26 protein-coding genes are annotated in these 20859 nt (G+C 67.0%); 22 read left to right on the plus strand and 4 right to left on the minus strand.

Annotated features, from left to right (window positions below):
• The 11 genes from trbJ to ACEYYA_RS10625 form a co-directional block, all read left to right on the plus strand.
• Window positions 1–540, plus strand: a 540-nt coding sequence (trbJ, locus tag ACEYYA_RS10575) for a P-type conjugative transfer protein TrbJ (RefSeq protein ID WP_374800420.1), incomplete at its 5' end; no start/stop codon positions are given.
• 14 nt (window positions 541–554) lie between these two features.
• Window positions 555–842 (plus strand): putative entry exclusion protein TrbK-alt, encoded by a 288-nt coding sequence (gene trbK-alt / locus ACEYYA_RS10580; RefSeq protein WP_374800422.1) that lies wholly within the window; start codon window positions 555–557, stop codon window positions 840–842.
• A 2-nt stretch (window positions 843–844) separates the two neighbouring features.
• Window positions 845–2206 (plus strand): P-type conjugative transfer protein TrbL, encoded by a 1362-nt coding sequence (trbL, locus tag ACEYYA_RS10585; RefSeq protein WP_374800424.1) that lies wholly within the window; start codon window positions 845–847, stop codon window positions 2204–2206.
• On the plus strand, window positions 2203–2892 hold the full coding sequence (trbF, locus tag ACEYYA_RS10590; RefSeq protein WP_374800426.1) for a conjugal transfer protein TrbF: 690 nt from the start codon (window positions 2203–2205) through the stop codon (window positions 2890–2892). Before trbL ends, trbF begins: the two co-directional genes overlap by 4 nt.
• On the plus strand, window positions 2889–3890 hold the full coding sequence (trbG, locus tag ACEYYA_RS10595; protein ID WP_374800428.1) for a P-type conjugative transfer protein TrbG: 1002 nt from the start codon (window positions 2889–2891) through the stop codon (window positions 3888–3890). Before trbF ends, trbG begins: the two co-directional genes overlap by 4 nt.
• Complete coding sequence (locus ACEYYA_RS10600; RefSeq protein ID WP_374800430.1) at window positions 3887–5023, plus strand: TraB/TrbI/VirB10 family type IV secretion system protein; 1137 nt, start codon at window positions 3887–3889, stop codon at window positions 5021–5023. The genes trbG and ACEYYA_RS10600 overlap by 4 nt, the downstream gene beginning before the upstream one ends.
• A gap of 2 nt (window positions 5024–5025) precedes the next feature.
• Window positions 5026–5247, plus strand: coding sequence for a DUF2274 domain-containing protein (locus ACEYYA_RS10605; protein WP_374800431.1), 222 nt, complete (start codon window positions 5026–5028; stop codon window positions 5245–5247).
• A gap of 135 nt (window positions 5248–5382) precedes the next feature.
• Complete coding sequence (locus tag ACEYYA_RS10610) at window positions 5383–5706, plus strand: hypothetical protein (RefSeq protein WP_374800433.1); 324 nt, start codon at window positions 5383–5385, stop codon at window positions 5704–5706.
• Window positions 5703–6056, plus strand: coding sequence for a toxin-antitoxin system TumE family protein (locus ACEYYA_RS10615; RefSeq protein ID WP_374800435.1), 354 nt, complete (start codon window positions 5703–5705; stop codon window positions 6054–6056). Before ACEYYA_RS10610 ends, ACEYYA_RS10615 begins: the two co-directional genes overlap by 4 nt.
• Window positions 6053–6442 carry an HVO_A0114 family putative DNA-binding protein gene (locus ACEYYA_RS10620; protein WP_075657231.1) on the plus strand — a complete coding sequence of 130 codons (390 nt, stop codon included), beginning with the start codon at window positions 6053–6055 and terminating at the stop codon, window positions 6440–6442. Before ACEYYA_RS10615 ends, ACEYYA_RS10620 begins: the two co-directional genes overlap by 4 nt.
• Entirely contained in the window at window positions 6439–8106 is a 1668-nt protein-coding gene (locus tag ACEYYA_RS10625) for a recombinase family protein (RefSeq protein ID WP_374800437.1), read from the plus strand. Before ACEYYA_RS10620 ends, ACEYYA_RS10625 begins: the two co-directional genes overlap by 4 nt.
• Window positions 8107–8256: 150 nt before the next feature.
• Here the strand turns inward: ACEYYA_RS10625 and ACEYYA_RS10630 are convergent, their stop codons facing one another.
• Entirely contained in the window at window positions 8257–8598 is a 342-nt protein-coding gene (locus tag ACEYYA_RS10630) for a YnfA family protein (protein WP_021096163.1), read from the minus strand.
• Window positions 8595–9035 (minus strand): MerR family transcriptional regulator, encoded by a 441-nt coding sequence (locus ACEYYA_RS10635; RefSeq protein ID WP_374800439.1) that lies wholly within the window; start codon window positions 9033–9035, stop codon window positions 8595–8597. Before ACEYYA_RS10635 ends, ACEYYA_RS10630 begins: the two co-directional genes overlap by 4 nt.
• An 87-nt stretch (window positions 9036–9122) precedes the next feature.
• On the opposite strand from ACEYYA_RS10635, the gene ACEYYA_RS10640 reads away from it, so the two are divergent.
• The 5 genes from ACEYYA_RS10640 to ACEYYA_RS10660 are packed head-to-tail and all read left to right on the plus strand — an operon-like array spanning window position 9123 to window position 13604.
• Window positions 9123–11420: a heavy metal translocating P-type ATPase gene (locus ACEYYA_RS10640; protein WP_021096161.1), complete on the plus strand. Its 2298-nt coding sequence runs from the start codon at window positions 9123–9125 to the stop codon at window positions 11418–11420.
• A 4-nt stretch (window positions 11421–11424) separates the two neighbouring features.
• On the plus strand, window positions 11425–12048 hold the full coding sequence (locus ACEYYA_RS10645) for a methyltransferase family protein (RefSeq protein ID WP_374800441.1): 624 nt from the start codon (window positions 11425–11427) through the stop codon (window positions 12046–12048).
• A complete protein-coding gene (lspA, locus tag ACEYYA_RS10650; RefSeq protein WP_036718269.1) occupies window positions 12045–12524 on the plus strand; it encodes a signal peptidase II in 480 nt (159 codons plus the stop codon). Before ACEYYA_RS10645 ends, lspA begins: the two co-directional genes overlap by 4 nt.
• Window positions 12511–12948, plus strand: coding sequence for a disulfide bond formation protein B (locus tag ACEYYA_RS10655; protein ID WP_021096158.1), 438 nt, complete (start codon window positions 12511–12513; stop codon window positions 12946–12948). The genes lspA and ACEYYA_RS10655 overlap by 14 nt, the downstream gene beginning before the upstream one ends.
• Window positions 12945–13604 carry a DsbA family protein gene (locus ACEYYA_RS10660; RefSeq protein WP_021096157.1) on the plus strand — a complete coding sequence of 220 codons (660 nt, stop codon included), beginning with the start codon at window positions 12945–12947 and terminating at the stop codon, window positions 13602–13604. Before ACEYYA_RS10655 ends, ACEYYA_RS10660 begins: the two co-directional genes overlap by 4 nt.
• Window positions 13605–13612: 8 nt before the next feature.
• Here the strand turns inward: ACEYYA_RS10660 and mntR are convergent, their stop codons facing one another.
• A complete protein-coding gene (gene mntR / locus ACEYYA_RS10665; protein ID WP_021096156.1) occupies window positions 13613–14065 on the minus strand; it encodes a manganese-binding transcriptional regulator MntR in 453 nt (150 codons plus the stop codon).
• A 113-nt stretch (window positions 14066–14178) separates the two neighbouring features.
• Between mntR and ACEYYA_RS10670 the strand changes: the two genes are divergently transcribed.
• The 6 genes from ACEYYA_RS10670 to ACEYYA_RS10695 all read left to right on the plus strand — a co-directional run bounded on the left by ACEYYA_RS10670 (window position 14179) and on the right by ACEYYA_RS10695 (window position 18901).
• Window positions 14179–15501, plus strand: coding sequence for an Nramp family divalent metal transporter (locus ACEYYA_RS10670; protein ID WP_021096155.1), 1323 nt, complete (start codon window positions 14179–14181; stop codon window positions 15499–15501).
• An 89-nt stretch (window positions 15502–15590) separates the two neighbouring features.
• Window positions 15591–16184: an SCO family protein gene (locus ACEYYA_RS10675; RefSeq protein ID WP_021096154.1), complete on the plus strand. Its 594-nt coding sequence runs from the start codon at window positions 15591–15593 to the stop codon at window positions 16182–16184.
• A gap of 6 nt (window positions 16185–16190) precedes the next feature.
• A complete protein-coding gene (locus ACEYYA_RS10680; protein ID WP_021096153.1) occupies window positions 16191–16664 on the plus strand; it encodes a copper chaperone PCu(A)C in 474 nt (157 codons plus the stop codon).
• On the plus strand, window positions 16643–17245 hold the full coding sequence (locus ACEYYA_RS10685) for an SCO family protein (protein ID WP_021096152.1): 603 nt from the start codon (window positions 16643–16645) through the stop codon (window positions 17243–17245). Before ACEYYA_RS10680 ends, ACEYYA_RS10685 begins: the two co-directional genes overlap by 22 nt.
• A 16-nt stretch (window positions 17246–17261) precedes the next feature.
• Window positions 17262–18425 (plus strand): M23 family metallopeptidase, encoded by a 1164-nt coding sequence (locus tag ACEYYA_RS10690; RefSeq protein WP_021096151.1) that lies wholly within the window; start codon window positions 17262–17264, stop codon window positions 18423–18425.
• Window positions 18422–18901 (plus strand): DUF411 domain-containing protein, encoded by a 480-nt coding sequence (locus ACEYYA_RS10695; RefSeq protein WP_021096150.1) that lies wholly within the window; start codon window positions 18422–18424, stop codon window positions 18899–18901. The genes ACEYYA_RS10690 and ACEYYA_RS10695 overlap by 4 nt, the downstream gene beginning before the upstream one ends.
• A 30-nt stretch (window positions 18902–18931) precedes the next feature.
• On the opposite strand, the gene ACEYYA_RS10700 is transcribed toward ACEYYA_RS10695, so the two are convergent.
• Entirely contained in the window at window positions 18932–20854 is a 1923-nt protein-coding gene (locus ACEYYA_RS10700) for a DUF2793 domain-containing protein (protein WP_113901558.1), read from the minus strand.
• Window positions 20855–20859 lie beyond the last annotated feature (5 nt).

Below are 20859 nucleotides of genomic sequence, written 5' to 3' on the forward strand. Positions count from 1 at the left end.
AAGGTTGCTCATGATCCAGTCTCCTTGCGGAGCGTGAATCAGGCCGCATCCAAAAGATCAATGGGTCCTGACCCTAGCCAAGCGCAGAACATCGCGTTCGAGGTCGGGCAGATCGACCAAGCGTTTCAGCAACAATACGGCAATGTCTCGCTTTCGACGACCGACGCCCAGCTTGTCGCCGATGCGCGCAGCCGGTGGGAGAACACGGTCGGCGGCTTGCAGGACGCAATGCGCGTGCAGGCGGGTGCGGTCGGCAACATCGACAGCAACCGCGCCGAGATGGCCGCGCTTGTCGGCCAGAGCCAAGGCGCGACCGGCGCGCTGCAAGCCACGCAGGCCGGCAACCAGCTTCTCGCGCTCCAGTCGCAGCAGCTTTCCGACCTGATCGCCGTCATCTCTGCGAACGGCCGGGCCGACGCGCTGACCGAAGCGGAACGCGCCGCCGCCGCTGAACAGGGCCGCGAGCAGCGCCGCCGCTTCCTGACGCCGGGCAGCGGCTACCAGCCGGGCAACGCGCAGATGTTCAACGGCAACAACTGACGGGGAGGCTCGCCATGGACGGCAAGATGCTGGCCCGCCTCGGGGCCGTGGTGTTCGTCGCCATCGCCGTCACGGCGACCGCAATCGACATGGCGCGGAAGGACGAGCCTTCCGCGCCAAGGCCGGCATCGGCCCTCCAGCCCCCGGCCGATCCGCTGCGCGAAACCCTGCGCCGTTGCCAGCGGCTAGGCGAGGCGGCGGCGAATGACGCCGACTGCCTCGCCGCTTGGGCTGAATCCCGCGACCGCTTCCTCGGCCGCACGCCAGCGCCCACCGCGCCGCAATCTTGCGAGGCGCGCTGACCATGGGCAACACGGGCGTCATCGACAATTTCCTCGGAGTCTTCACCTCCTACATCGACAGCGGGTTCGGCCTGCTCGGCGGCGAGGTCGCCTTCATCGCCACTACGCTGATCGTCATCGACGTGACGCTCGCCGCGCTCTTTTGGGCTTGGGGAGCGGATGACGACATCATCGCGCGGCTGGTCAAGAAGACCCTGTTCGTGGGCGTCTTCGCCTACATCATCAGCAATTGGAATAACCTCGCTCGCATCGTCTTCGAGAGCTTCGCCGGCCTCGGCCTCATGGCGTCGGGCACCGGCTTTTCCGTCACCGATCTGATGCGGCCGGGCCGCGTCGCACAGACCGGCCTCGACGCAGGCCGCCCGCTGCTCGATTCCATTTCCGACCTGATGGGCTGGATCAGCTTCTTCGAGAACTTCATCCAGATCGCGTGCCTGCTGTTCGCATGGGCGCTGGTCGTGCTGGCCTTTTTCATCCTCGCCATCCAGCTTTTCGTGACGCTGATCGAGTTCAAGCTGACCACGCTCGCCGGCTTCGTGCTGATCCCGTTCGGGTTGTTCGGCAAGACCGCCTTCATGGCGGAGCGCGTGCTTGGCAACGTGGTGTCGTCCGGCATCAAGGTTCTGGTCCTCGCCGTCATCATCGGCATCGGCAGCACCTTGTTTTCGCAATTCACGGCCGGTTTCGGCGGGGCGACCCCGACCATCGACGACGCCATGGCGATTGTGCTCGCTGCGCTGTCGCTGCTCGGCCTCGGCATCTTCGGTCCCGGTATCGCCAACGGCATCGTCTCTGGCGGCCCGCAGCTCGGCGCGGGCGCAGCTGTAGGAACCGGGCTTGCGGTCGCAGGTGCAGGCGTCGCCGCTGGCGGCGGGGCCATGCTTGCCGCCAAGGGTGGTGCTGCCGCCCTGTCCGGCGGGGCCGCAGCCGTCCGCGGCGGCGCGGCGGCCGCGGGCGCGGCAACCGCAGCCTATAGCGTCGGCGCGCTCGGCCAGTCTGGCGCGGCCGGTGTCGCTTCCGGCCTTGGCGGTGTTGCCGGCGCCGCAGGATCGGCGGCGGTCTCTCCCTTGAAGCGCGCCGTCTCGAAAGCCACCGAATCCGTCAAATCAAGCTTTTCCGGTGGCGCACGCGCGGCCTTTGGCGTGACCGGCGGTTCTTCCACCGCAGGCACGGTCGGCGGCACTAGCGCCGATCCTGTCGCAGCAGCATCCGGCCCGGCCGGCAGCCCGCCCGCATGGGCACAGCGGATGCGTCGCTCGCAGGCCATGAACCACGGCACCACCATGGCAGCCCATGCGGTGCGCTCCGGCGACAGCCACGGCTCCGGTTCATCCATCAACCTTTCCGAAAGTGACCGCTCATGAGCATCTTCAAACGACCCGCAACCCATTACGGCAAAACGCCGGAACCCGAGACGCCCTATCAGAAGGCCGCGCAAGTGTGGGACGAGCGTATCGGCTCGGCCCGCGTGCAGGCGCGGAACTGGCGGCTCATGGCCTTCGGCTCGCTGATCCTGTCTGCCGGCTTCGCCTCGGCGCTGGTCTGGCAGTCTGCACGCGGGAGCGTGGTGCCGTGGGTGGTGCAGGTGGACAATCTCGGTCAGGCGCAGACCGTCGCACCTGCCAATGCCGACTATCGCCCAACCGATCCGCAGATCGCTTTCCATCTCGGCCGCTTCATCGAGCAGGTCCGCGCGATCCCGGCCGACGCGATCATTGTCCGTCAGAACTGGCTCCGCGCCTATGAGTGGACCACGGATCGCGGCGCGGCGGCATTGAACGATTACGCGAGGGCGAATGACCCCTTCACGCGCGTCGGCCGCCAGCAGGTCGCCGTCGAGGTGTCGAGCGTCATCCGGGCCTCGCCCAACAGTTTCCGCGTCGCGTGGACGGAGAGGCACTTCGAGAACGGCCAGCTTTCCACGACCGAACGATGGACGGCCATCCTAACCATCGTCATCCAGCCCCCGCGCGACGCCGAGCGCCTGCGCGCCAATCCGCTGGGAATCTACGTCAACGCAATTTCGTGGTCGCGGGAGATGAGCCAATGAGCACGATCACCCGCACCCCCGCAATCGCGGCCGTGCTGCTTTCGACGACCATGCTCGCAGGCTGCGCCACCAACCGGACGCCGCAATTCAGCTACGATGCCAGCGTGCCGCCGCTGCCGACCGTGCAGGCAGCGGCAACCGACAACACGCCCCGGCCGCTGCATGTGCCCCCGGCATGGACCGTGGCGCGCGGTGGCACCGCCGCAGGCACGCCCACCGGCCGCGTCGAGAACGCCAATGCCGCCGCCCGCGTCGAGCCGCGCCGGGAAGGCTACTATAACGCCATCCAGATTTATCCGTGGTCGGAAGGCGCGCTCTATCAGGTCTATGCCGCAGTCGGGCAGATCACCACCATTGCGCTGGAGCCGGGCGAAAGCCTGACAGGCGCGGGGCCGATCGCGGCCGGCGACACCGCCCGCTGGATCATCGGCGATACGGAATCCGGTTCGGGCGCAAACCGCCGCGTCCATATCCTCGTGAAGCCGACGCGGCCGGACATTTCGACCAACCTTGTCGTCACCACCGACCGGCGCACTTACATGCTCGAGCTGCGCGCGCGGGAATCGCTCTACATGCCCGCCGTGGCATGGGCCTATCCGGCACCGCCTGCCGGCCAGCGTCAGACGGTCCCGGCCGCGCCGATCATTCCGGCCGAGGCAGCGCGGAACTATCGCTACGCCTTGCAGGTGCAGGGCGACAGCCCGCCATGGCGGCCGGTTTCCATCTTCGATGACGGCAGGCGCGTCTATGTCGTCTTCCCGGCCGGGATCGTGCAGGGCGAGATGCCGCCGATCTTCGTGCTTGGATCGAACGGCGAGCCGCAGATCGTCAATTCCCGCATCCACCAGAACGTCCTGATCGTGGACCGCCTGTTCGGCGCGGCCGAGTTGCGCCTTGGCAGCGGCAACCGCCAGCAGGTCGTCAGGATCGTCCGCACCAACCCGACGCAGGCCGCCGCCGCGCAGCCCGCCAGCGCGACCGGAGACACCCCGTCATGAGCGAGAAGACCATCACCGACACCATCGCACCCATGCGCCTGCGCGCCGAGCCGCCCCGTGTCACACGCCTGTCGCGCAAAATGCTGGCAGGCGTCGGAGCGGTCGCGCTTCTCGGCCTCGGCGGGGCGCTCATCTATGCGCTCCAGACCCGCGACGGAGGACCGGGCGGCGAAGAACTCTATTCGACCGAAAACCGGCCCACGGCGGACGGCCTGTCCGGCCTGCCGCGCGACTATACCGGCCCTGCCTTGGGGCCGGCGCTGCCGGGCGACCTCGGCCGTCCGATCCTTGACGCGCAGAACCGGGGACAGCCGGTCGCGCCGCCCGTCATGACGACGCCCGCCGTCGATCCCGAGGAAGAACGCCGCAGGGCCGAGGAAGAAGCCGCGCGCTTGAGCAACGTCTTTTTCCAGTCCGGCCCGCGCACGGGAGCGCCGGCAGGAACGGCCATGCCCGGCCTTGCCGGGCTTGGCCTCGGCGGGCAGCCCGTGACACAGGATCGACACGCGGCGTTTCTCAACGGGCCGGTGGACCGGCAGACCGTCGCCCCGGATCGCGTCGCGCCGCCGGCATCGCCCTATATCCTTCAGGCCGGAACCGTGATCCCCGCCGCGCTCATCACCGGCATCCGTTCCGATCTGCCCGGCCAGATCACCGCACAGGTGACGGAAAACGTCTATGACAGCCCGACCGGCTCGCTGCTGCTGATCCCGCAGGGCACCCGCATCATCGGCCAATACGATGATGGCGTGACCTTCGGCCAGCGCAGGGTGCTCTTGGTGTGGAACCGCCTGATCCTGCCGGGCGGCCGCTCCATCGTTCTGGAGCGCCTGCCGGGCGCGGACGCCAGCGGCTATGCCGGGCTGGAAGACGGGGTAGATTACCATTGGTGGGATCTGATGAAGGCGGCAGGGCTGTCCACGTTGCTCGCAGTCGGCTCGGAGCTGGCGACGAGCGACGAGGACCGGCTGATCCGCGCCATCCGCGACGGGGCGCAGGATACCGTCAATCAGGCCGGCCAGCAGATCGTCCAGCGCCAGTTGCAGGTTGCGCCGACGCTCACCATCCGGCCGGGCTTTCCGGTCAGGATCATCGTCACCCGCGATTTAGTATTCGAGCCGGCAGGAGGTTGACCATGACGAAACTGAAACTCGGCCCGCTGCCCGACGACAAGCCCGTGAAGGTCATGCTGGAGCTGCCCGCAACGCTCAACCGCGATCTTATCGCCTATGCCGAGGTGCTGGCCCGCCAGAGCGGCCAGCCCGTCGCCGATCCCGCCAAGCTCATCGTGCCGATGCTTCAACACTTCATCGCCACGGATCGCGGTTTCGCCAAGGCACGGCGAGCCAAAAGCTAAGTCCCATTCCGGCAGGGGTGCCGCCAGCGCATAGGCGCAAATGCGGCACGCTACAGACCGCCGACTGCCCTCCATGGTTCGCCTAATTCCGGGGCCTATAGCGCCCCGGAATCCACCAGAACCACGGAGGATTCCATGTGCGCAGAGCGCCGCCGTGCCCGCAAAGGGCGACCGCGACACCCGGTCCCCGAAGCACTTCCCGACGATCTTTTCGACTACGCCGACGAACCCACGCCAGACGGCCGGGAACGCCGCAGCTCGCCGCTTCGCATCGTCGATGTTGAGACGCTGCCGGTTTTCGACGACTGGCCCGAGAAGGTGCCGATCACCGAGGAAGAACTGCAAATCTTCGAGCGGTATTTCGGTCATGTGCTCGACCGCCTGTTCGGCCCCATCGACACCGATCCTGACAATAAGGGCTTGCCACCGTTAACACCAGATGGTAACAGTAAGCCATGAGCGAGGATCGTGACCAGAGCCTCGACACGCTTCTGGACCTCGACGGTCAGGTGCTTGTCGTCGATCCCGAGGGCGGCCATTGGGTGAAGTTCATCGTCACCCGCGTTCCGGCATCCCCGGAGAAGCCGCACGGCCTCGATTATTCGCTCACGCTTCACGGGCCTTCGGGCGAACGGCTGGTCGGCTTCGATAACGCCCATCCGGTCGGCCGGGGCAGACGCGGCAAGCCGATGGACCATCGGCACCGCCTCCAGACCGTGAAGCCCTATGCCTACGAGGACGCGGCCACGCTGCTGGCCGACTTCTGGCAGGCGGTGGACGCGGTGTTGAAGGAGCGAGGTGTCCTATGACCACATTGAAAGTCGGGATTGCCGGCTACGACGAAATGAAGGCCCGCACCATGCGGATCGCCAAGGGCGAGGAAAAGCCGGCGGCGGACGATCCGAAGGTGTGGTTCACATCCATGGAATCCTTCGCGCAGCTCCTTTCCAGCGGGAACCGCGAACTGCTGCGCGTCATCGACGAGCAGTCGCCCGGCTCGCTGGAGGAACTGTCGCGGATCACGGGACGGGCGAAGCCCAGCCTGTCCCGAACCCTCAAGAAGATGGCGAGCTACGGCCTGATCCGCATGGACCCCGGCGAGGGCCAGAAAGTCGTTCCCAAGGTGCTGCATGATCGTGTCGAACTGGACTTGCCCTTGCTCGAACGCCGCGCGGCGAAAGGAGGCGCGCTATGAACATTCATTCCCCGCACGTCGCCCTGCGCGCCGCGCTCTATCTGCGCGTCTCGACCGCCCGGCAGGCCGAGCATGACGTGTCGATCCCCGACCAGAAGCGGCAGGGCGAAGCCTATTGCGAGTCTCGCGGCTATCAGCTTGTGGAAACCTTCGTCGAGCCGGGCGCATCGGCGACCAACGACCGCCGCCCCGAGTTCCAGCGCATGATCGAAGCCGGCACGTCCAAGCCGCCAGCGTTCGACGTGGTGGTGGTGCATAGCTTCTCGCGGTTCTTCCGCGACGAATTTGAAATGGAATACTACTACCGGAAGCTGGCAAAGAACGGCGTCAAGCTCGTATCCATGACGCAGGAACTTGGTGACGATCCGATCCACCAGATGATGCGGCGGATCATGTCACTGTTCGACGAATACCAGTCGAAGGAGAACGCCAAGCACGTCCTGCGCGCCTTGAAGGAGAACGCGCGGCAAGGCTTCTGGAACGGTTCGCTGCCGCCCATCGGCTACCGCGTCGTCGATGCCGAGCAGCGCGGCACGAAGATGAAGAAGAAGCTGGAAATCGACCCGTTGCACGCCGACACCGTGCGGCTGATCTTCCGCCTAGCATCGGAAGGCGACGGCACGTCCGGCCCCATGGGCGTCAAGAACATCGTCAGCTACCTCAACCGGAACCGCATGTTCACCCGCAGCGGCGGGCGTTGGGGCATCGGCCAGCTTCACCGTGTCCTGACCCGCCGCACCTATATCGGCGAACATCGGTTCAATCGCCGTTCCAAGAAAGGCGAGGTGAAGCCCGAGGAAGAAGTCGTCACCGTCGCGGTGCCGCCGCTGATCGACCTTGAGATATTCGAGGCGGTGCAGAAGCGGTTGCAGGTCAACAATCCGAAGATGACGCCGCCGCGCGTCGTCAGCGGCCCGAACCTGCTGACCGGCATTTGCTATTGCGGCAATTGCGGCGGGGCCATGACGCTGCGCACCGGCAAGAACGGCCGCTATCGCTATTATGCTTGCTCGATCCGGGCACGGCAGGGCGAAACCGGCTGCAAGGGCCGCGCGATCCCGATGGACAAGCTGGACCGCATCGTGGTCAGCCACATCGAGGAAAGGCTGCTGGACCCCGAGCGGATCGAAGACGTGCTCGCCTCGCTGCTGGATCGCCGGCAGGAGAGTGTCGAGCGGCGCAGCCAGCACATCACCGAGTTGAACCAGCGCGCGGCCGAGGCCGATATGCGGCTAAAGCGGCTCTACGAGGCTATCGAGGCGGGTTCGCTCGACCCTGCCGAATCCGCCCTCGGCGAACGCATCGCGGGCCTTACGGCGATACGGGATCAGGCACGGGCCGACGCGGTAAGGACCGAGGCCATGCTGAAAAGCTCGGCCCATAAGGGCCTCACGGGCGCGGCCGTGCGAGAGCTGGCGAGCGAAGCGCGCACCGGGCTTCGGCTCGAAAAGGGCGGCTATCGGCGGGATCACGTCCGGGCTTTCGCCCAGCATGTCGAGGTCGCGGACGATGCGATCTACATCAACGGCAGCAAAAACACGCTGTTGAGGGCGCTGATAGCCACTAAAGGAGGGAAATCGGCGGGAATCGGCGTTCCCGGTTTTATACCAAGGTGGCGGAGGGGACGGGCCTGGAATCCAACCTTCTCCAGTCTAACCTATTGATTTTAATATACTTATGCATCGCTTCCCCGGCTGCACTTCTGGCGCATCCGCGACCGACCTACGTCGCGAAGACGACAATCATCTAGTGGCACTATCTTCGGCTGTTCCAGCGTGACACACCGCCTTGACGATCTTCGGTCGAGCGCCTGACTAGCTCCCCATCGCCCTTGGACCGAACAGGATGACCGCCGCGCCGAAGAGGCAGATCGCCCCGCCTGTCAGGTCCCAGGCGTCCGGCCGCTGCTTTTCGACCATCCAGAGCCAGAGGAGCGATGCGGCGATGTAGACCCCGCCGTAGGCCGCATAGGCGCGCCCGGCGAAGTCGGATGGGGCAAGCGCGAGCAGCCATGCGAAGGCGGCGAGGCTCGCCACTCCGGGGACAAGCCAGATGGCGCTCGCCCCCTGCCGCATCCAGGCCCAGACCGCGAAGCAGCCCGCGATCTCGGCCAAGGCGGCACCGGCATAGATGGCGAGTGTGCCGGGTGCGGTCACGGACTGTCCTCGCTCTCCGGATGGCGGTGGTCGGTGGAGCAGAGGGAATGGTCGCCCAGCACCTCGATCACCCGGCAATCGGCAATCTTGCCGCCCGCGCATTGCACGACCATCCGCTCCAGTTCGGCCTTCAGCGCCGTCAGCCGCGCGAGGCAGCGCTCCACCTCCGCAAGCTGCGCGCGCGCGATAGCGTCGGCTGCGACGCAAGGCTGTTCGGGATTGTCCGAGAGGCTGAGAAGGTCACGGATCGCCTCGAGCGTGAAGCCGAGGTCCCGTGCGTGGCGGATGAACGCAAGCCGTTCCAACGCCTTGCGTCCGTAGAGCCGCTGGTTGCCGGCGCTGCGCCCGGCCTCGGGCAGAAGCCCGATCTGTTCGTAGTAGCGGATGGTCGGAACCTTCACTCCGGCCTGCGCCCCGAGTTTTCCGATGGTCAGCATCAGATTCCCCTTGAAGCTATAGTTGCTAGAGACATTAGCTTCCCGACTCGATGAAGACAATCGCCCCGCTGGGGCCGAGGATTGACGATGGCCGAAGCACGAAACGAAACCGCCTGCGACTGGACCGTGAGGGGCATGGATTGCGGATCCTGCGCCACCAAGATCAAGGATGCGGTGTCGCGCCTGCCGGGAGTGAGCGGTGTCGAGGTCGCCATCATGTCGGAACGTCTCCGTCTGACCCTCGACGAGGCGCAAACCGGGCGGGACAGGATCGAGAGCGCCGTTCGTGCGCTCGGCTATGAGATCGCGCCACGGGCAGCATCGGCGAGGAAGGACTTTGTGCTGCCCGCGACGCCGACGGCAGGGGCGCCTGGCGAGAGGGATGGCGGGGCAGATCCATCGGGCCACGACCATGACGGTCATGACCATGCGACGCACGGGAAGGATTCGCCGCGTGACGACTCGGGCCATGGCAGCCCGGGCCATGTCCACGACGACCCCGCCGACCGGGGCAAGCACTGGTACCAGACCGGAAAGGGCAAGCTGGTCATCTTCACGGCAGTCCTGCTCGGCGCGGCCTGGATCGTCGAGTTGATCGCGCCGGACATCGGCCGATGGGCTTTTGTCGCGGCCTGCCTCATCGGGGTTGCTCCGGTCGCGCGGCGCGCCTTCGCCGCGCTGCGGATGGGCCAACCCTTCACCATCGAGAGCCTGATGACGATCGCCGCCGTCGGCGCGCTGTTCATCGACGCGGCGGAAGAGGCAGCGCTGGTCGTGTTCCTCTTCGCGGTCGGCGAGGTGCTCGAAGGTGTGGCGGCGGGCAAGGCGCGCGACGGCATCCGGGCCCTGGCCAAACTGGTGCCCAAGACGGCGCTCCTCGAAGTGAACGGCACCACGCGCGAGGTTCCTGCGGCGAGCCTGGCCATTGGCCAGACCGTCCTGGTACGCCCGGGCGACCGCATCCCGGCGGATGGCGAGATCGTCGAGGGCACCTCGGGCGTCGATGAAAGCCCGGTCACCGGCGAAAGCGTGCCAAGGACGCGCGGACCCGGGGATGCGGTGTTTGCCGGGGCAATCAATACCGAAGCGGCCATCCGCGTTGCGGTGACAAAAGGGGCCGAGGACAACACCATCGCGCGGATCATCCGGCTGGTCGAGGAAGCCGAGGAAGCGCGCGCGCCGACGGAACGCTTCATCGACAGGTTCAGCCGCTGGTACATGCCCGCCATCGTTGGCGTCGCGGCGCTGGTCGTGCTGGTGCCGCCACTGGCCTTCGGCCAACCCTGGGATACCTGGGTCTATCGTGGCCTGGCGCTGCTTCTCATCGGCTGCCCCTGCGCGCTGGTGATCTCGGTTCCGGCCTCGATCGCCTCGGCGCTGTCCTCCGGCGCGCGGCGTGGGCTGCTGATGAAAGGCGGCGCGGTGATCGAGGCGGCGTCCAAGGTCGGCTGGGTCGCCTTCGACAAGACCGGCACCCTGACGCATGGCCGGCCGCAGGTGACCGATGTGGTGCCCTTCGGCAAGACGACCGAGGCCGAGCTTCTGGCTGTCGCCGCGGGCGTCGAGACGGGGTCGAGCCACCCGTTGGCGGTCGCCATCCTGAACCGGGCGAAGGACGCGGGCGTCGCGCCGCTCGCCGCCAGCGACGCCAAGGCGCTGATGGGCAAGGGCGTCGTGGCGACGGTCGACGGCGCCCCGGCCTGGGTCGCCTCGCCCCGCTACGCCATGGACAACGGCGGCCTTGACGGGCTTGGACTGCGCCAGGCGACGATCTTCGAAGAGGAGGGCAAGACCGCCGTCGCGGTGTTCCGCGCCAAGTCCCCGCTCGGCCTGATCGCGATGCGCGACGAGCCGCGGGCGGATGCGAAGGATGCCGTGCGCCAGCTGACCGCGATGGGCCTGACCCCCGTCATCCTGACCGGCGACAACCCGCGGACGGCGGCGGCGATCGCGGGCGGCCTTGGCCTGAAGTTCGAGGCCGACATGCTTCCCGAGGACAAGCTCGCCTATATTCGCGAGATCGGGGCGAAGGACGGCGTCATGATGATCGGTGACGGCATCAACGATGCGCCCGCCCTGAAGCAGGCGTCGGTCGGCGTCGCCATGGGATCAGGCACCGATGTGGCGCTGGAAACCGCCGATGCGGCGATCCTGCGCGACCGCGTGACCGACATTCCCGCAACCATCCGCCTCTCGCGCGCGGCCATGGCCAACATCCGTCAGAACGTCACCATCGCCCTGGGGCTGAAGGCGGTGTTCCTCGTCACCTCGGTCCTCGGCCTGACGGGCCTCTGGATCGCGATCCTGGCCGATACGGGTGCGACGGTGCTGGTGACGCTGAACGCGCTGCGTCTCTTGCGGTTCAACCCCGAGCGCGAGGCGTGAGGCGATGATGTCGGCTTTCGGCTGGGCCGCGCTGGCCCTTCTCTTCGGCTATCTGGCACTGTTCCTCTGGGGGACCACGGCGGCGACGCGGGCGGCGGGCAGGCCGGTCTGGCTGTTCGGGCAGGCAAGGGGACGCGAGCGGCTGGCCGCCTTGGGGTTTCGTGCGGCCTTCGTGCTTGCCTTCTTCGGGCCGCTTCTCTGGCTGGCATGGCCTGCGCTGCACAAGGCCGATCCGCTCTGGACCGAAGGCCGGACGGTTGCCGCCGGGTTGATCGGTGTCTTCCTCGCGGGCGTGGGGGCGATGGTCGCCTTTGCGGCACAGATGTCGATGGGCGCCTCCTGGCGGGTGGGGGTCGTGCCCGGCGCGACGGGCGCCCTCGTCACGGGCGGGCTCTACCGCTACAGCCGGAACCCCACCTTCGTGGGGCAGTTCGCCTTGCTGGCCGGTGTCGCGCTCGCGGTGTCATCGCTGCCCACTGTCGTCGCGCCGCTCGTCTTCCTGTGGTCGGCTGTCACACAGGCGCGCACGGAGGAGACGGCCCTGCGGGCGGCACTCGGGGCGGACTACGACCGCTACACCGCCGCCGTGCCGCGCTGGATCGGGCTGCGCCAGGGAACCGCTCCATGACCCGACCTGCGATTGTGGTGCTGGCCACGGTTCTGCTCGACCAGACCACCAAGGCGGCCGCGCTCTCCGGCCTGGTGCCCGGCCAGCCCGTTGCCATTCTTCCCGGTCTCGACCTGACGCTCGGTTTCAACGAAGGCGCGAGCTTCGGCCTCCTGTCCGGTCCGATGTCCGGTCGGCCGCTGCTGATGGCCGCCGTGACCGCCGGGCTGACGCTGGTGTTCGCCGTGATGGCCCTGCGCGCGCGCCATCCGGTCGAGCGCACGGGGTTCGCCCTGATCGTCGGCGGGGCGATTGGCAACATCATCGACCGGCTGCGGCAGGGTGCGGTGACGGACTTCCTCGACGTCTTCTGGCAGGACTGGCACTGGCCGACGTTCAACGTCGCGGACATGGCGATCACCTTGGGAGCGGCCTGCCTCCTCGCGTCGTCCCTGCCACAGCGCCGCCGCAAGGAGCCCGTTCGTGACCAAGGCTGACGCTGACACCCCGCCCCGGGACGACCTTGCGGTGACGACTGCGTTCGTGATCGCTCTTGCCGCCACCCTCGGGGCTCTCTTCATCGGCGAGGTGCTGGGGCAGATGCCCTGCACCCTGTGCTGGTACCAGCGTATCGCCATGTTCCCGCTGGTCCCGATCCTTGGCCTGTCGATCTGGCGGGGCGACCGCCTGGCGCGGGTCTATGCCCTGCCGTTCGGAATCGCCGGGCTGGCGCTCGCGGCCTGGCATTCCGGACTTTATGCGGGGCTCCTGCCTGCTCCGGTCGTTCCCTGCACCGAGAACGGCCCTTCCTGCTCGGGCCCGGCGCAGGTGATCCTGGGATTGCCCATTCCTTACCTTTCGCTGGCGGCCTTTGCCGCCATCCTTGCCTGTCTGATCCTTCCAAGGGGGACCCGCGCATGAATCGCCGCACTGTCTTGATCGGGGCCTCAGCCCTTGGGCTCGTCGCTTTCGGGGGCGGCGCCTTTGTCGTGAACACCCGGCGTCAGGCAGACGCCGATGCCCGCGCCGCCGCTGCGCCGCCCGTGGACGCAGCACTCCTCGACCGCCCCTACTCGCCCAGCTTCGGCCCGGCCGATGCGCCCGTCACGCTGGTCGAGTTCTTCGACCCCTCCTGCGAGGCCTGCCGGGCGTACCATCCGGTCATCAAGGAGATCCTCCGGCTGTTCCCGGATCAGGTCCGCGTTGTGCTGCGCTATACCCTGTTCCACGAAGGGTCGGACGAGGCTGCCCGGATCCTCGAGGCGGCGCGGATGCAGGGCAAGTTCGAACCGGTGCTTGACGCCCTGTTCGAAGAGCAGCCGGGCTGGGCGGTCCACGGGGCGCCCGAGATGGACGTGGCCTGGGAGATCGCCGGGAATGCGGGCCTCGATCTGGACCGGGCCGAGACGGACAAGCTCTTTCCCGGCATCACCGGAACGATCAACCAGGACATGGCGGATGTCGAAGCCCTGGACATCCGGCAGACGCCGACCTTTTTCCTGAACGGCAAACGGCTGGAGAACTTCAGCGCGGAAAGCCTGATCGCCGATGTGCGCTTCGCCGTCGAGAACGCCTGACGCCGCCGTCAGGACTTGCTGGCGAAGGCCGCGAAGAGGGCCAGCGTGCGCGCGCTGACGTGATGCTCGATCCCCTCGGCGTCGCGCTCGGCGGTTTCGGGGTCGAGGCCCAGGCTCAGCAGGAACCGCAGCACGATCTCGTGCCGCCGACGGCACTCCCGGGCCAGCGCGCGGCCCTCGTCGGTGAGGAACACGGACCGATACCGCGCCCGGGTGATCAGGCCCTCCCGGGCCAGACGGTCGAGCGTCTTGGTCACCGTCGGGACCCGGACGCCAAGCCGCGCGGCGATATCCACCGGCCGCGCCTCGCCGTGGTCGTGGATCAGTTCGGCGATCAGTTCGACATAGTCCTCGGCAAGCTCGCGGCTGCGCGCCGCGCGCACGCCCTGGAACGCCTCGGCCCGCAGGTCGGCGGCTCGGTCATCGGTGCCCATGCGGTTCTTCGGATCGATCCCTGTCATCGCAGAAGCATCGCACGGGACGGATTGACAAGTAAAGCCATGGGGAGAATTGTTAGCACCATCTAACATATTGCGCCCGGCCTTTGCAGACGCGTCCTTCTGGGGTTCCATCCATGCCGATCCATGCCTGGCGTACCGACAGCACCACGCCGTCCCTGTCCGAAGTGTTCCGTTCGATCGCAGTGCCGCGCGGCGCGTCGCCCTTCCGCCGGTTCCTTGCCTTCATCGGACCGGGCTACCTCGTCGCGGTCGGCTACATGGACCCCGGGAACTGGGCCACCTCGCTCGCCGGGGGGGCGGCCTTCGGCTACACGCTGCTCTTCGTTGCGCTGTTGTCGAACATCATGGCGATCCTTCTGCAATCGCTCTGCGCGCGGCTCGCCATCGCCTCGGGCCGCGACCTGGCGCAGGCTTGCCGGGATGCCTTTCCGCGCTGGGTGTCGGTGCCGCTCTGGCTGTTTGCCGAAGCGGCGATCATCGCCACCGACCTCGCGGAGGTGATCGGCACGGCCATCGGCCTGAACCTTCTGTTCGGCATCCCGCTCGAGATCGGCATCTTCATCACCGCGGCCGACGTGTTCCTGATCCTCTGGCTGCAGAACAAGGGATTTCGGTGGATCGAGGCCTTCATCATCGCACTTCTGGCGGTGATCGCGGCCTGTTTCTTCGTGCAGATCGCGATGGCCGACCCCGACTGGGGCGCGGTGATCGCGGGCTTTGCGCCCTCGACCGAGATCGTGACCAATCCGCAGATGCTTTACATCGCGCTCGGCATCATCGGCGCGACCGTGATGCCGCACAACCTGTACCTCCATTCCGGGATCGTGCAGACCCGGGCCTTCGGACAGGATCCGGGCGGCAAGCGCGAGGCGCTGCGGCTTGCGACCTGGGATTCGACCATCGCGCTGATGCTGGCGCTTCTGGTCAACTCGTCGATCCTGATCCTCGCCGCCGCGACGTTCCACGCCAGCGGCACAACCGAAATCGTCGAGATCGATCAGGCGCATGCGTTGCTTTCGCCGCTGCTTGGCAGCGCCATCGCCCCGACCCTGTTCGGCATCGCGCTTCTGTGCTGTGGGCTGAACGCGACCGTGACAGCCACGATGTCAGGGCAGATCGTGATGGAAGGGTTCATCGCCTTCCGCATCAGCCCGGTGTTGCGGCGGCTGATCACCCGGCTGATCGCCATTGTCCCGGCGATGGCCGTGATCCTGCTTTACGGCAGCGAGGAGACCGGCCAGCTCCTGATCCTGAGCCAGGTCGTGCTGTCCTTCCAGCTTCCCTTCGCCATCGTGCCGCTGGTGATGTTCACGGCAAGCCGGGCCAAGATGGGCGATCTGGTGGCCCCCCGCTGGCTTACCGCGCTCTGCGCGCTGATCGCGGTCACGATCATCGTGCTGAACATCAATCTGCTGGCGACGGTTCTGCTCGGCTGACGCCTCATCTTTCCGTGACACCGGGCTTTTTCGCTTGAACCTCAAGCCGCTGGAGGGTTTAGGCACGCCGCATCATAGACAGGGACCGCATGAGACTGACAACATTCCAGAAAGCCCTTTGGGCAGCCGCGGGCCTGGCCTGTCTGGCCTATGGAACCTGGGTTCTGGTGGCCGATCCGGCAACCCCGCCCCGGGCCGAGGCCGCGTTTCGCCCGGTGTTTTCGTTGCCCGACGCCGAGGGCCGGATCCGCACCGAGGCGGACTTCGCGGGAAAGCACCTTCTGATGTTCTTCGGCTTCACGAGCTGTCCGGACGTGTGCCCCACCACGCTGTCCGAGGTCGCGCAGGTCATGGATGACCTCGGATCGGACGCCGACAAGGTGCAACCGATCTTCATCTCCGTCGATCCCGTCCGCGACCGCCGTCTGGGGCTTGCCGCCTACACATCCGCCTTCCACCCGGCGATCCTGGGCCTCGCCGGAGACGAGGTGCAGACGCGCGCCGCCGCGGAGAGCTTCCACATCTACTTCGAACGCCAGGACGACCCGGCCGCGCCGGATGGCTACACCATGTCGCACAGCCCGGCGCTCTACCTGATCGGGCCCGATGGCGACTGGCTGCGCCAGTTCGCCTACGGCACGCCCGCCAGTGACATCCTGAATGACCTTCGTTCCAGACTGTGAGGCTCCATGAGAACCCCGATCCTTGCCGCCCTTCTGTCCCTTGTCGGCCTGCCTGCCCTGGCCTGCGAAACCTTCACCATCGGAAACCTGATGATCGAGCACGCATGGTCCCGCGCGACGATCGGCGCCGAACGCCCCGGCGTGCTCTATGTCGAGATCACCAACACAGGCAGCGCCGATGACGCGCTGGTCGGCATCGCGACGCCCGTCGCGGGAATGCCGATGCTGCACGAAACTGTCGTGACGGACGGCGTCGCCTCGATGCCGCACGCCATGTCGGTTCCGGTTCCGGCGGGACAGACGGTGGCGCTGGCGCCCGGGGGCTATCACGGAATGCTGATGGGCCTGACAACCACCCTGAAGGAAGGCGAGGGCTTCCCCGTGACATTGACCTTCCGCGACGCGGGCGAGGTGACGGTGCCGGTCGAGGTCCTGTCCATGCGGGCGGAGGGGCCGGATTGCGAACACGCAGGGCAGTGATCCTCGGCCTCGGCGGGGTGGCGGGGGCGCTGGCTTTCACGCTCGGCCTCGGGGCATGGCGCAGCCGCGGCACCGCGCCTGCCACAGACCCACGTCTGCCTTTGCCGATCGCCGAAATGGACTTCACGCTGACCGACCAGCGCGGCGCAACCGTCCGGCCGTCCGACTGGATCGGGCGCCCGACCATGATCTTCTTCGGCTTTACCTTCTGTCCCGACGTCTGTCCGACCACGCTCAGCGACATCTCGGGCTGGCTCGAGGATCTCGGTCCCGAGGCTGACCGCCTGAACGTCACCCTGATCTCGGTGGACCCTGAACGTGACACGCCGGCCGTCCTGTCCGACTACCTCGCGAATTTCGATCCGCGCATCACCGGCCTGACGGGCCCGTTGGCCGAGGTCGAACGCGCCGCCGCGGGATTTCGCGCGTGGTTCGAGAAGGTGCCGCGCGATGGCGATTATACGGTCAACCATACAGCCGGGGTGTTCCTGTTCCACCCGGACGGGCGCTTTGCCAGCATCATTGATTATCACGAGGATCGGCGTTTCGCCGTTCCGAAGATCCGCCGAACCATCAGCTGAAAGGTCATTCTGCCAGATGATCCGCTCTGCCCTCATCGTCCTCGTCGCCACCACTCTTGTGCCCTTGCGGGCTGTTGCCGACCCGCCGACCGCGTACGGTCCAGCCGTGATCGATGTGACGGTCGCCTCAGGCGACACGCTCGACAGCGTGCTTGACCGCGCAGGTGTCCCCGCGGGCATCCGGGCCGAGGCCGCCCTGGCGCTTGCGGGGGTCTACGACCTGACCGACCTGCGACCCGGTCATCGCGTCGAGTGGACGGCCGCATCGGGCGATCCGACCAGCCTGACGCGCCTGTCGCTTTTCGTGGAAGATGGCGTCGAGATTGCATTGACGTTCAATGGCCAGGTGACAGCCGAGCGCCTTGAGCCTCCGATCCGTGAGACGGACCGGCGGGAGACGCTGGTGCTTGACGGCACGCTTTACGAAGCCCTCGTCGCGCGCAACGCGCCGGAGCGCTTCGCCGTGGACCTGACTGCGCTCCTCGCGGGCCAGGTCGATTTCCGGCGCGATCTGCAGGGCGGCGAGACCTTCGCGCTGGTCTGGCAGGAAGACCAGCTTCCTGACGGCAGCATCGCGGGCGAGCCTCGGCTGAACTATGCGCGGCTGGAACTTGCAGACCGGGTGCTTGAGCTCGTCGCCACCGAAGCCGCAGGACCCGTCATCGTGTTCGAGGACGGGGAAGCCGTCCAGCGGTCTGCCGCGCCGATCCTCGGTGCCCGGCTGTCGTCTGTCTTCGGGCGACGCAACCATCCTGTTCTCGGGGGCGTGCGGATGCACACCGGGATCGACTATGCCGCTCCGGTCGGAACCGAGGTCTCGGCCACCGGTGCCGGGCGTGTGGTCTTTGCCGGTACGATCCGAGGTTACGGTCTGACCATCGACATCGATCACGGCGGCGGGGTTGTGACGCGCTATGCCCATCTGTCCGAGATTGCCGAGGATGTTCGGGAAGGCACCCGGGTCAAGGCCGGTGACAGCATCGGTGCCGTTGGCGCGACGGGCCTCGTAAGTGGCCCGAACCTGCACTACGAGGTCCGCGTTGACGGTCGGCCGGTCGATCCGACGGACCGGGACGCCCTGCCGGAACAAGAGATTGCCTCGTCCGAGGATCTTGATGCGCTGACGACATGGCGCCGCGAGACGGGCTTTGAAGCTTTGGTAGTAGGGGATCGGGGATGAGCGGGCAGCACATCGGACGGCGCAACCTGCTGCTTGCGGCAGCGGCCAGCGTCGCGGTCCCGGGGCGCGCCGCCTGGTCGCAAGCGGAACCACCGATCCATGTCGTCAAGGGACGCGGCTGTGAATGCTGCGATGCCTGGGTCGACTACCTGCGCGAGCAAGGCTTCACCGTGACGGACGAAGTGTCGATGGGAACGCTGCTGATCCGCTTCAAGATGGACCATGGCGTCCCGGCGAAGGCTTTCTCCTGCCATACCGGCGTGGTCGATGGCTATGCGCTTGAAGGCCACGTTCCTGCCGTCGACATCCGGCGCCTGCTGGCCGAACGCCCCGATGCGGTCGGGCTTGCGGTCCCTGGTATGCCCTACGGTTCGCCCGGCATGGGGCCGGAGGACGAGCGCGATGCCTATGACGTCCTGCTGATCCGTCGCGACGGTTCGCTGGACGTGTACTCCCGGAACGCAGCGAGATCCTGAACCACCCGCGAGCCGCGGCAGGCGAGAAGCCTAGAAGTCGGTTTCCAGGTAGACCCCGGCACAGTCATAGGCGACCGCGGCGGCTGTCGTGCCTGTATTGAGAAAGAGGCGCGGCGAAAGGAACTGCGTGTTTGCAGGCAGGTCGGCGGTGATCTCCTGCTCGAACACAGCGCCGGACACCTCGTCAACCACCCGCACCCAGACGGAACTGCCGTTCGGCGGTGCCGCGATGAGCAGCGTCAGTACCCCGCCCGTGGCGATGGAGAAGGACGCGCCCATGTCGGTGAGTGTCGGTGCGCCGGTGCCGTCGTTCGCGACCAGCTGCCAACGGGTGTGGGTGCCACGCTGGAAGCCGATGCCGATGCAGTTGATGGCGGCGGCCAGCGTCAGGGTGGTCGCCAGCGCGGCGGTGGAGCCGTAGAGGCCGAAGAAGCCCATGCCGGTCGCCTGCAGCGTCGTGAGCGAAATCCGCGTGACGAAGGTCCAGCCGCCCAATCCCGCCGCATTGCCACGCCAGCAGGCCCAACCGGCAGAACGCTGCTCGGCCGCAGAATCCACCACCGCCGCCGAGGTCAGCCGCCAGCGGCGCATGCTGGCGGCCAGGTTCGTTGCAGCCAGCGTGGGGGTGGACACGGTGCCGACCGAGGTGATCGGCAGGCCTTCTGTTGTGATCGTTGTTGTGACCGAGGGCGACCAGTTGGCAATCCGGTTGACCCCGAAGTGGGGTTGAAGCGGGAAGTCCCGGCCGGAGGGGCGCATGACGTCGATCCAAGGGGCCCCCGCCCGATTGCGCGCATATACGGCCGCCTTGCCGCTGGGCGGAGGGGATGGAGCGGCGCTGAGCCCCGGCAGGATGGTGGGTTGCGGCAGTTCCACCTGGCCATTGGTCCGGTCCACCTTGATGGCATCGAAGAAGGCCGACCCATCCGGGCTGACCTTGAAGCTGAAGTCGTCATTGCCCAAGAGGCCGATCAGCGCCCGTGCCGAAAACCCGGTCTTGAAGGCGAATGCCGCGTCGTTTCCGGCGGCCGCCTTGTTGACGGTGGCCTCGATGCCTGCGCCTGCATTGTTGAACAGCAGTGCCGGGGTATTGACCGACACGCGATTGTAGCTGTCGGCTGTCGCCCCGCCGAGGCCGAGAAGCTGCGCGGTCAGGTTGGCCTGGGGCATGCCGACCTGCGTCACCGCATTGGCGAAAGTCACGGTGGGCGTGTTCACCACCGTGGTGCCCCCGGCCCCTGCCGTGGCCGAGCCGATGTTGACGACGGTGGTCGATCCGGATGCGCCACCGGTGCCGAGGTTCACGGTCTTGGTGACGCCGGTGGTCGTCGCCCCGGTGCCCATGCCGTAGGTGGCGGTCGTCGTCGCTGTGCCGATGCTGGCTGAGGCCGCCGAAACCGTAACGGTGCCCGAGGCGGTCAGCGTGCCGGAGAAGGTCTTGTTGCCCGTGAAGGTCTGGGTGCCTGCAAGGATCGCCAACTCGCTGGAGGTGTTGGGCAGTGTGAAGGTCCGGGTCGTGCCGGTGGTGATCCCCGACAGCGAAAACAGCGCCATCTTCGTCGGATCGGCGTCGTTGACGAGGCTGAAGATCGCGTCAGAGACATCCTGCGGCACGCCAACTGGGTCCCAGGCACTTCCATTCCAGACGACAAAGACCTGCTCGGCCGCGATCCAGACCAGCCAGCCTTGGCGCGGTACCAGGCGCAGCCAGGAGCCATCGACCCAGAAGGCCACGTTCAGATCCCACCCGGCCCATATCCCGGTCGCCCCAGAAGCTACGAGGTGCCGATCGCCATCGGCGGGGCTGGCGGGCGGCGTGGTGCGCGTGCGGTCGAGGACCGACAGTTGCACCATGGCATCGAGCAGGCGCAGGGCCTCGTTGTGGGTGACATGCTTCTGGGCTTGGGACGCCAGAAGGTATGGCAGGCCAAGATGCGTGGAGGTGTCGGACATGTGGG

This window comes from Paracoccus zhouxuedongae (genome assembly GCF_041927815.1).
GTDB lineage: Bacteria > Pseudomonadota > Alphaproteobacteria > Rhodobacterales > Rhodobacteraceae > Paracoccus.

Excerpts from the sequence above, each read along its gene's own strand:
- ACEYYA_RS10670 (WP_021096155.1), top strand. The coding sequence starts at position 14,179 with ATGCCGATCCATGCCTGGCGTACCGACAGCACCACGCCGTCCCTGTCC.
- ACEYYA_RS10615 (WP_374800435.1), top strand. The coding sequence starts at position 5,703 with ATGAGCGAGGATCGTGACCAGAGCCTCGACACGCTTCTGGACCTCGAC.
- ACEYYA_RS10620 (WP_075657231.1), top strand. The coding sequence starts at position 6,053 with ATGACCACATTGAAAGTCGGGATTGCCGGCTACGACGAAATGAAGGCC.
- ACEYYA_RS10690 (WP_021096151.1), top strand. The coding sequence starts at position 17,262 with ATGATCCGCTCTGCCCTCATCGTCCTCGTCGCCACCACTCTTGTGCCC.
- ACEYYA_RS10640 (WP_021096161.1), top strand. The coding sequence starts at position 9,123 with ATGGCCGAAGCACGAAACGAAACCGCCTGCGACTGGACCGTGAGGGGC.
- ACEYYA_RS10700 (WP_113901558.1), bottom strand. The coding sequence starts at position 20,854 with ATGTCCGACACCTCCACGCATCTTGGCCTGCCATACCTTCTGGCGTCC.
- trbG (WP_374800428.1), top strand. The coding sequence starts at position 2,889 with ATGAGCACGATCACCCGCACCCCCGCAATCGCGGCCGTGCTGCTTTCG.
- ACEYYA_RS10605 (WP_374800431.1), top strand. The coding sequence starts at position 5,026 with ATGACGAAACTGAAACTCGGCCCGCTGCCCGACGACAAGCCCGTGAAG.
- ACEYYA_RS10610 (WP_374800433.1), top strand. The coding sequence starts at position 5,383 with ATGTGCGCAGAGCGCCGCCGTGCCCGCAAAGGGCGACCGCGACACCCG.
- ACEYYA_RS10660 (WP_021096157.1), top strand. The coding sequence starts at position 12,945 with ATGAATCGCCGCACTGTCTTGATCGGGGCCTCAGCCCTTGGGCTCGTC.
- trbF (WP_374800426.1), top strand. The coding sequence starts at position 2,203 with ATGAGCATCTTCAAACGACCCGCAACCCATTACGGCAAAACGCCGGAA.
- ACEYYA_RS10600 (WP_374800430.1), top strand. The coding sequence starts at position 3,887 with ATGAGCGAGAAGACCATCACCGACACCATCGCACCCATGCGCCTGCGC.
- ACEYYA_RS10635 (WP_374800439.1), bottom strand. The coding sequence starts at position 9,035 with ATGCTGACCATCGGAAAACTCGGGGCGCAGGCCGGAGTGAAGGTTCCG.
- lspA (WP_036718269.1), top strand. The coding sequence starts at position 12,045 with ATGACCCGACCTGCGATTGTGGTGCTGGCCACGGTTCTGCTCGACCAG.
- ACEYYA_RS10675 (WP_021096154.1), top strand. The coding sequence starts at position 15,591 with ATGAGACTGACAACATTCCAGAAAGCCCTTTGGGCAGCCGCGGGCCTG.
- trbL (WP_374800424.1), top strand. The coding sequence starts at position 845 with ATGGGCAACACGGGCGTCATCGACAATTTCCTCGGAGTCTTCACCTCC.
- ACEYYA_RS10645 (WP_374800441.1), top strand. The coding sequence starts at position 11,425 with ATGATGTCGGCTTTCGGCTGGGCCGCGCTGGCCCTTCTCTTCGGCTAT.
- ACEYYA_RS10625 (WP_374800437.1), top strand. The coding sequence starts at position 6,439 with ATGAACATTCATTCCCCGCACGTCGCCCTGCGCGCCGCGCTCTATCTG.
- ACEYYA_RS10695 (WP_021096150.1), top strand. The coding sequence starts at position 18,422 with ATGAGCGGGCAGCACATCGGACGGCGCAACCTGCTGCTTGCGGCAGCG.
- ACEYYA_RS10680 (WP_021096153.1), top strand. The coding sequence starts at position 16,191 with ATGAGAACCCCGATCCTTGCCGCCCTTCTGTCCCTTGTCGGCCTGCCT.
- trbK-alt (WP_374800422.1), top strand. The coding sequence starts at position 555 with ATGGACGGCAAGATGCTGGCCCGCCTCGGGGCCGTGGTGTTCGTCGCC.
- mntR (WP_021096156.1), bottom strand. The coding sequence starts at position 14,065 with ATGACAGGGATCGATCCGAAGAACCGCATGGGCACCGATGACCGAGCC.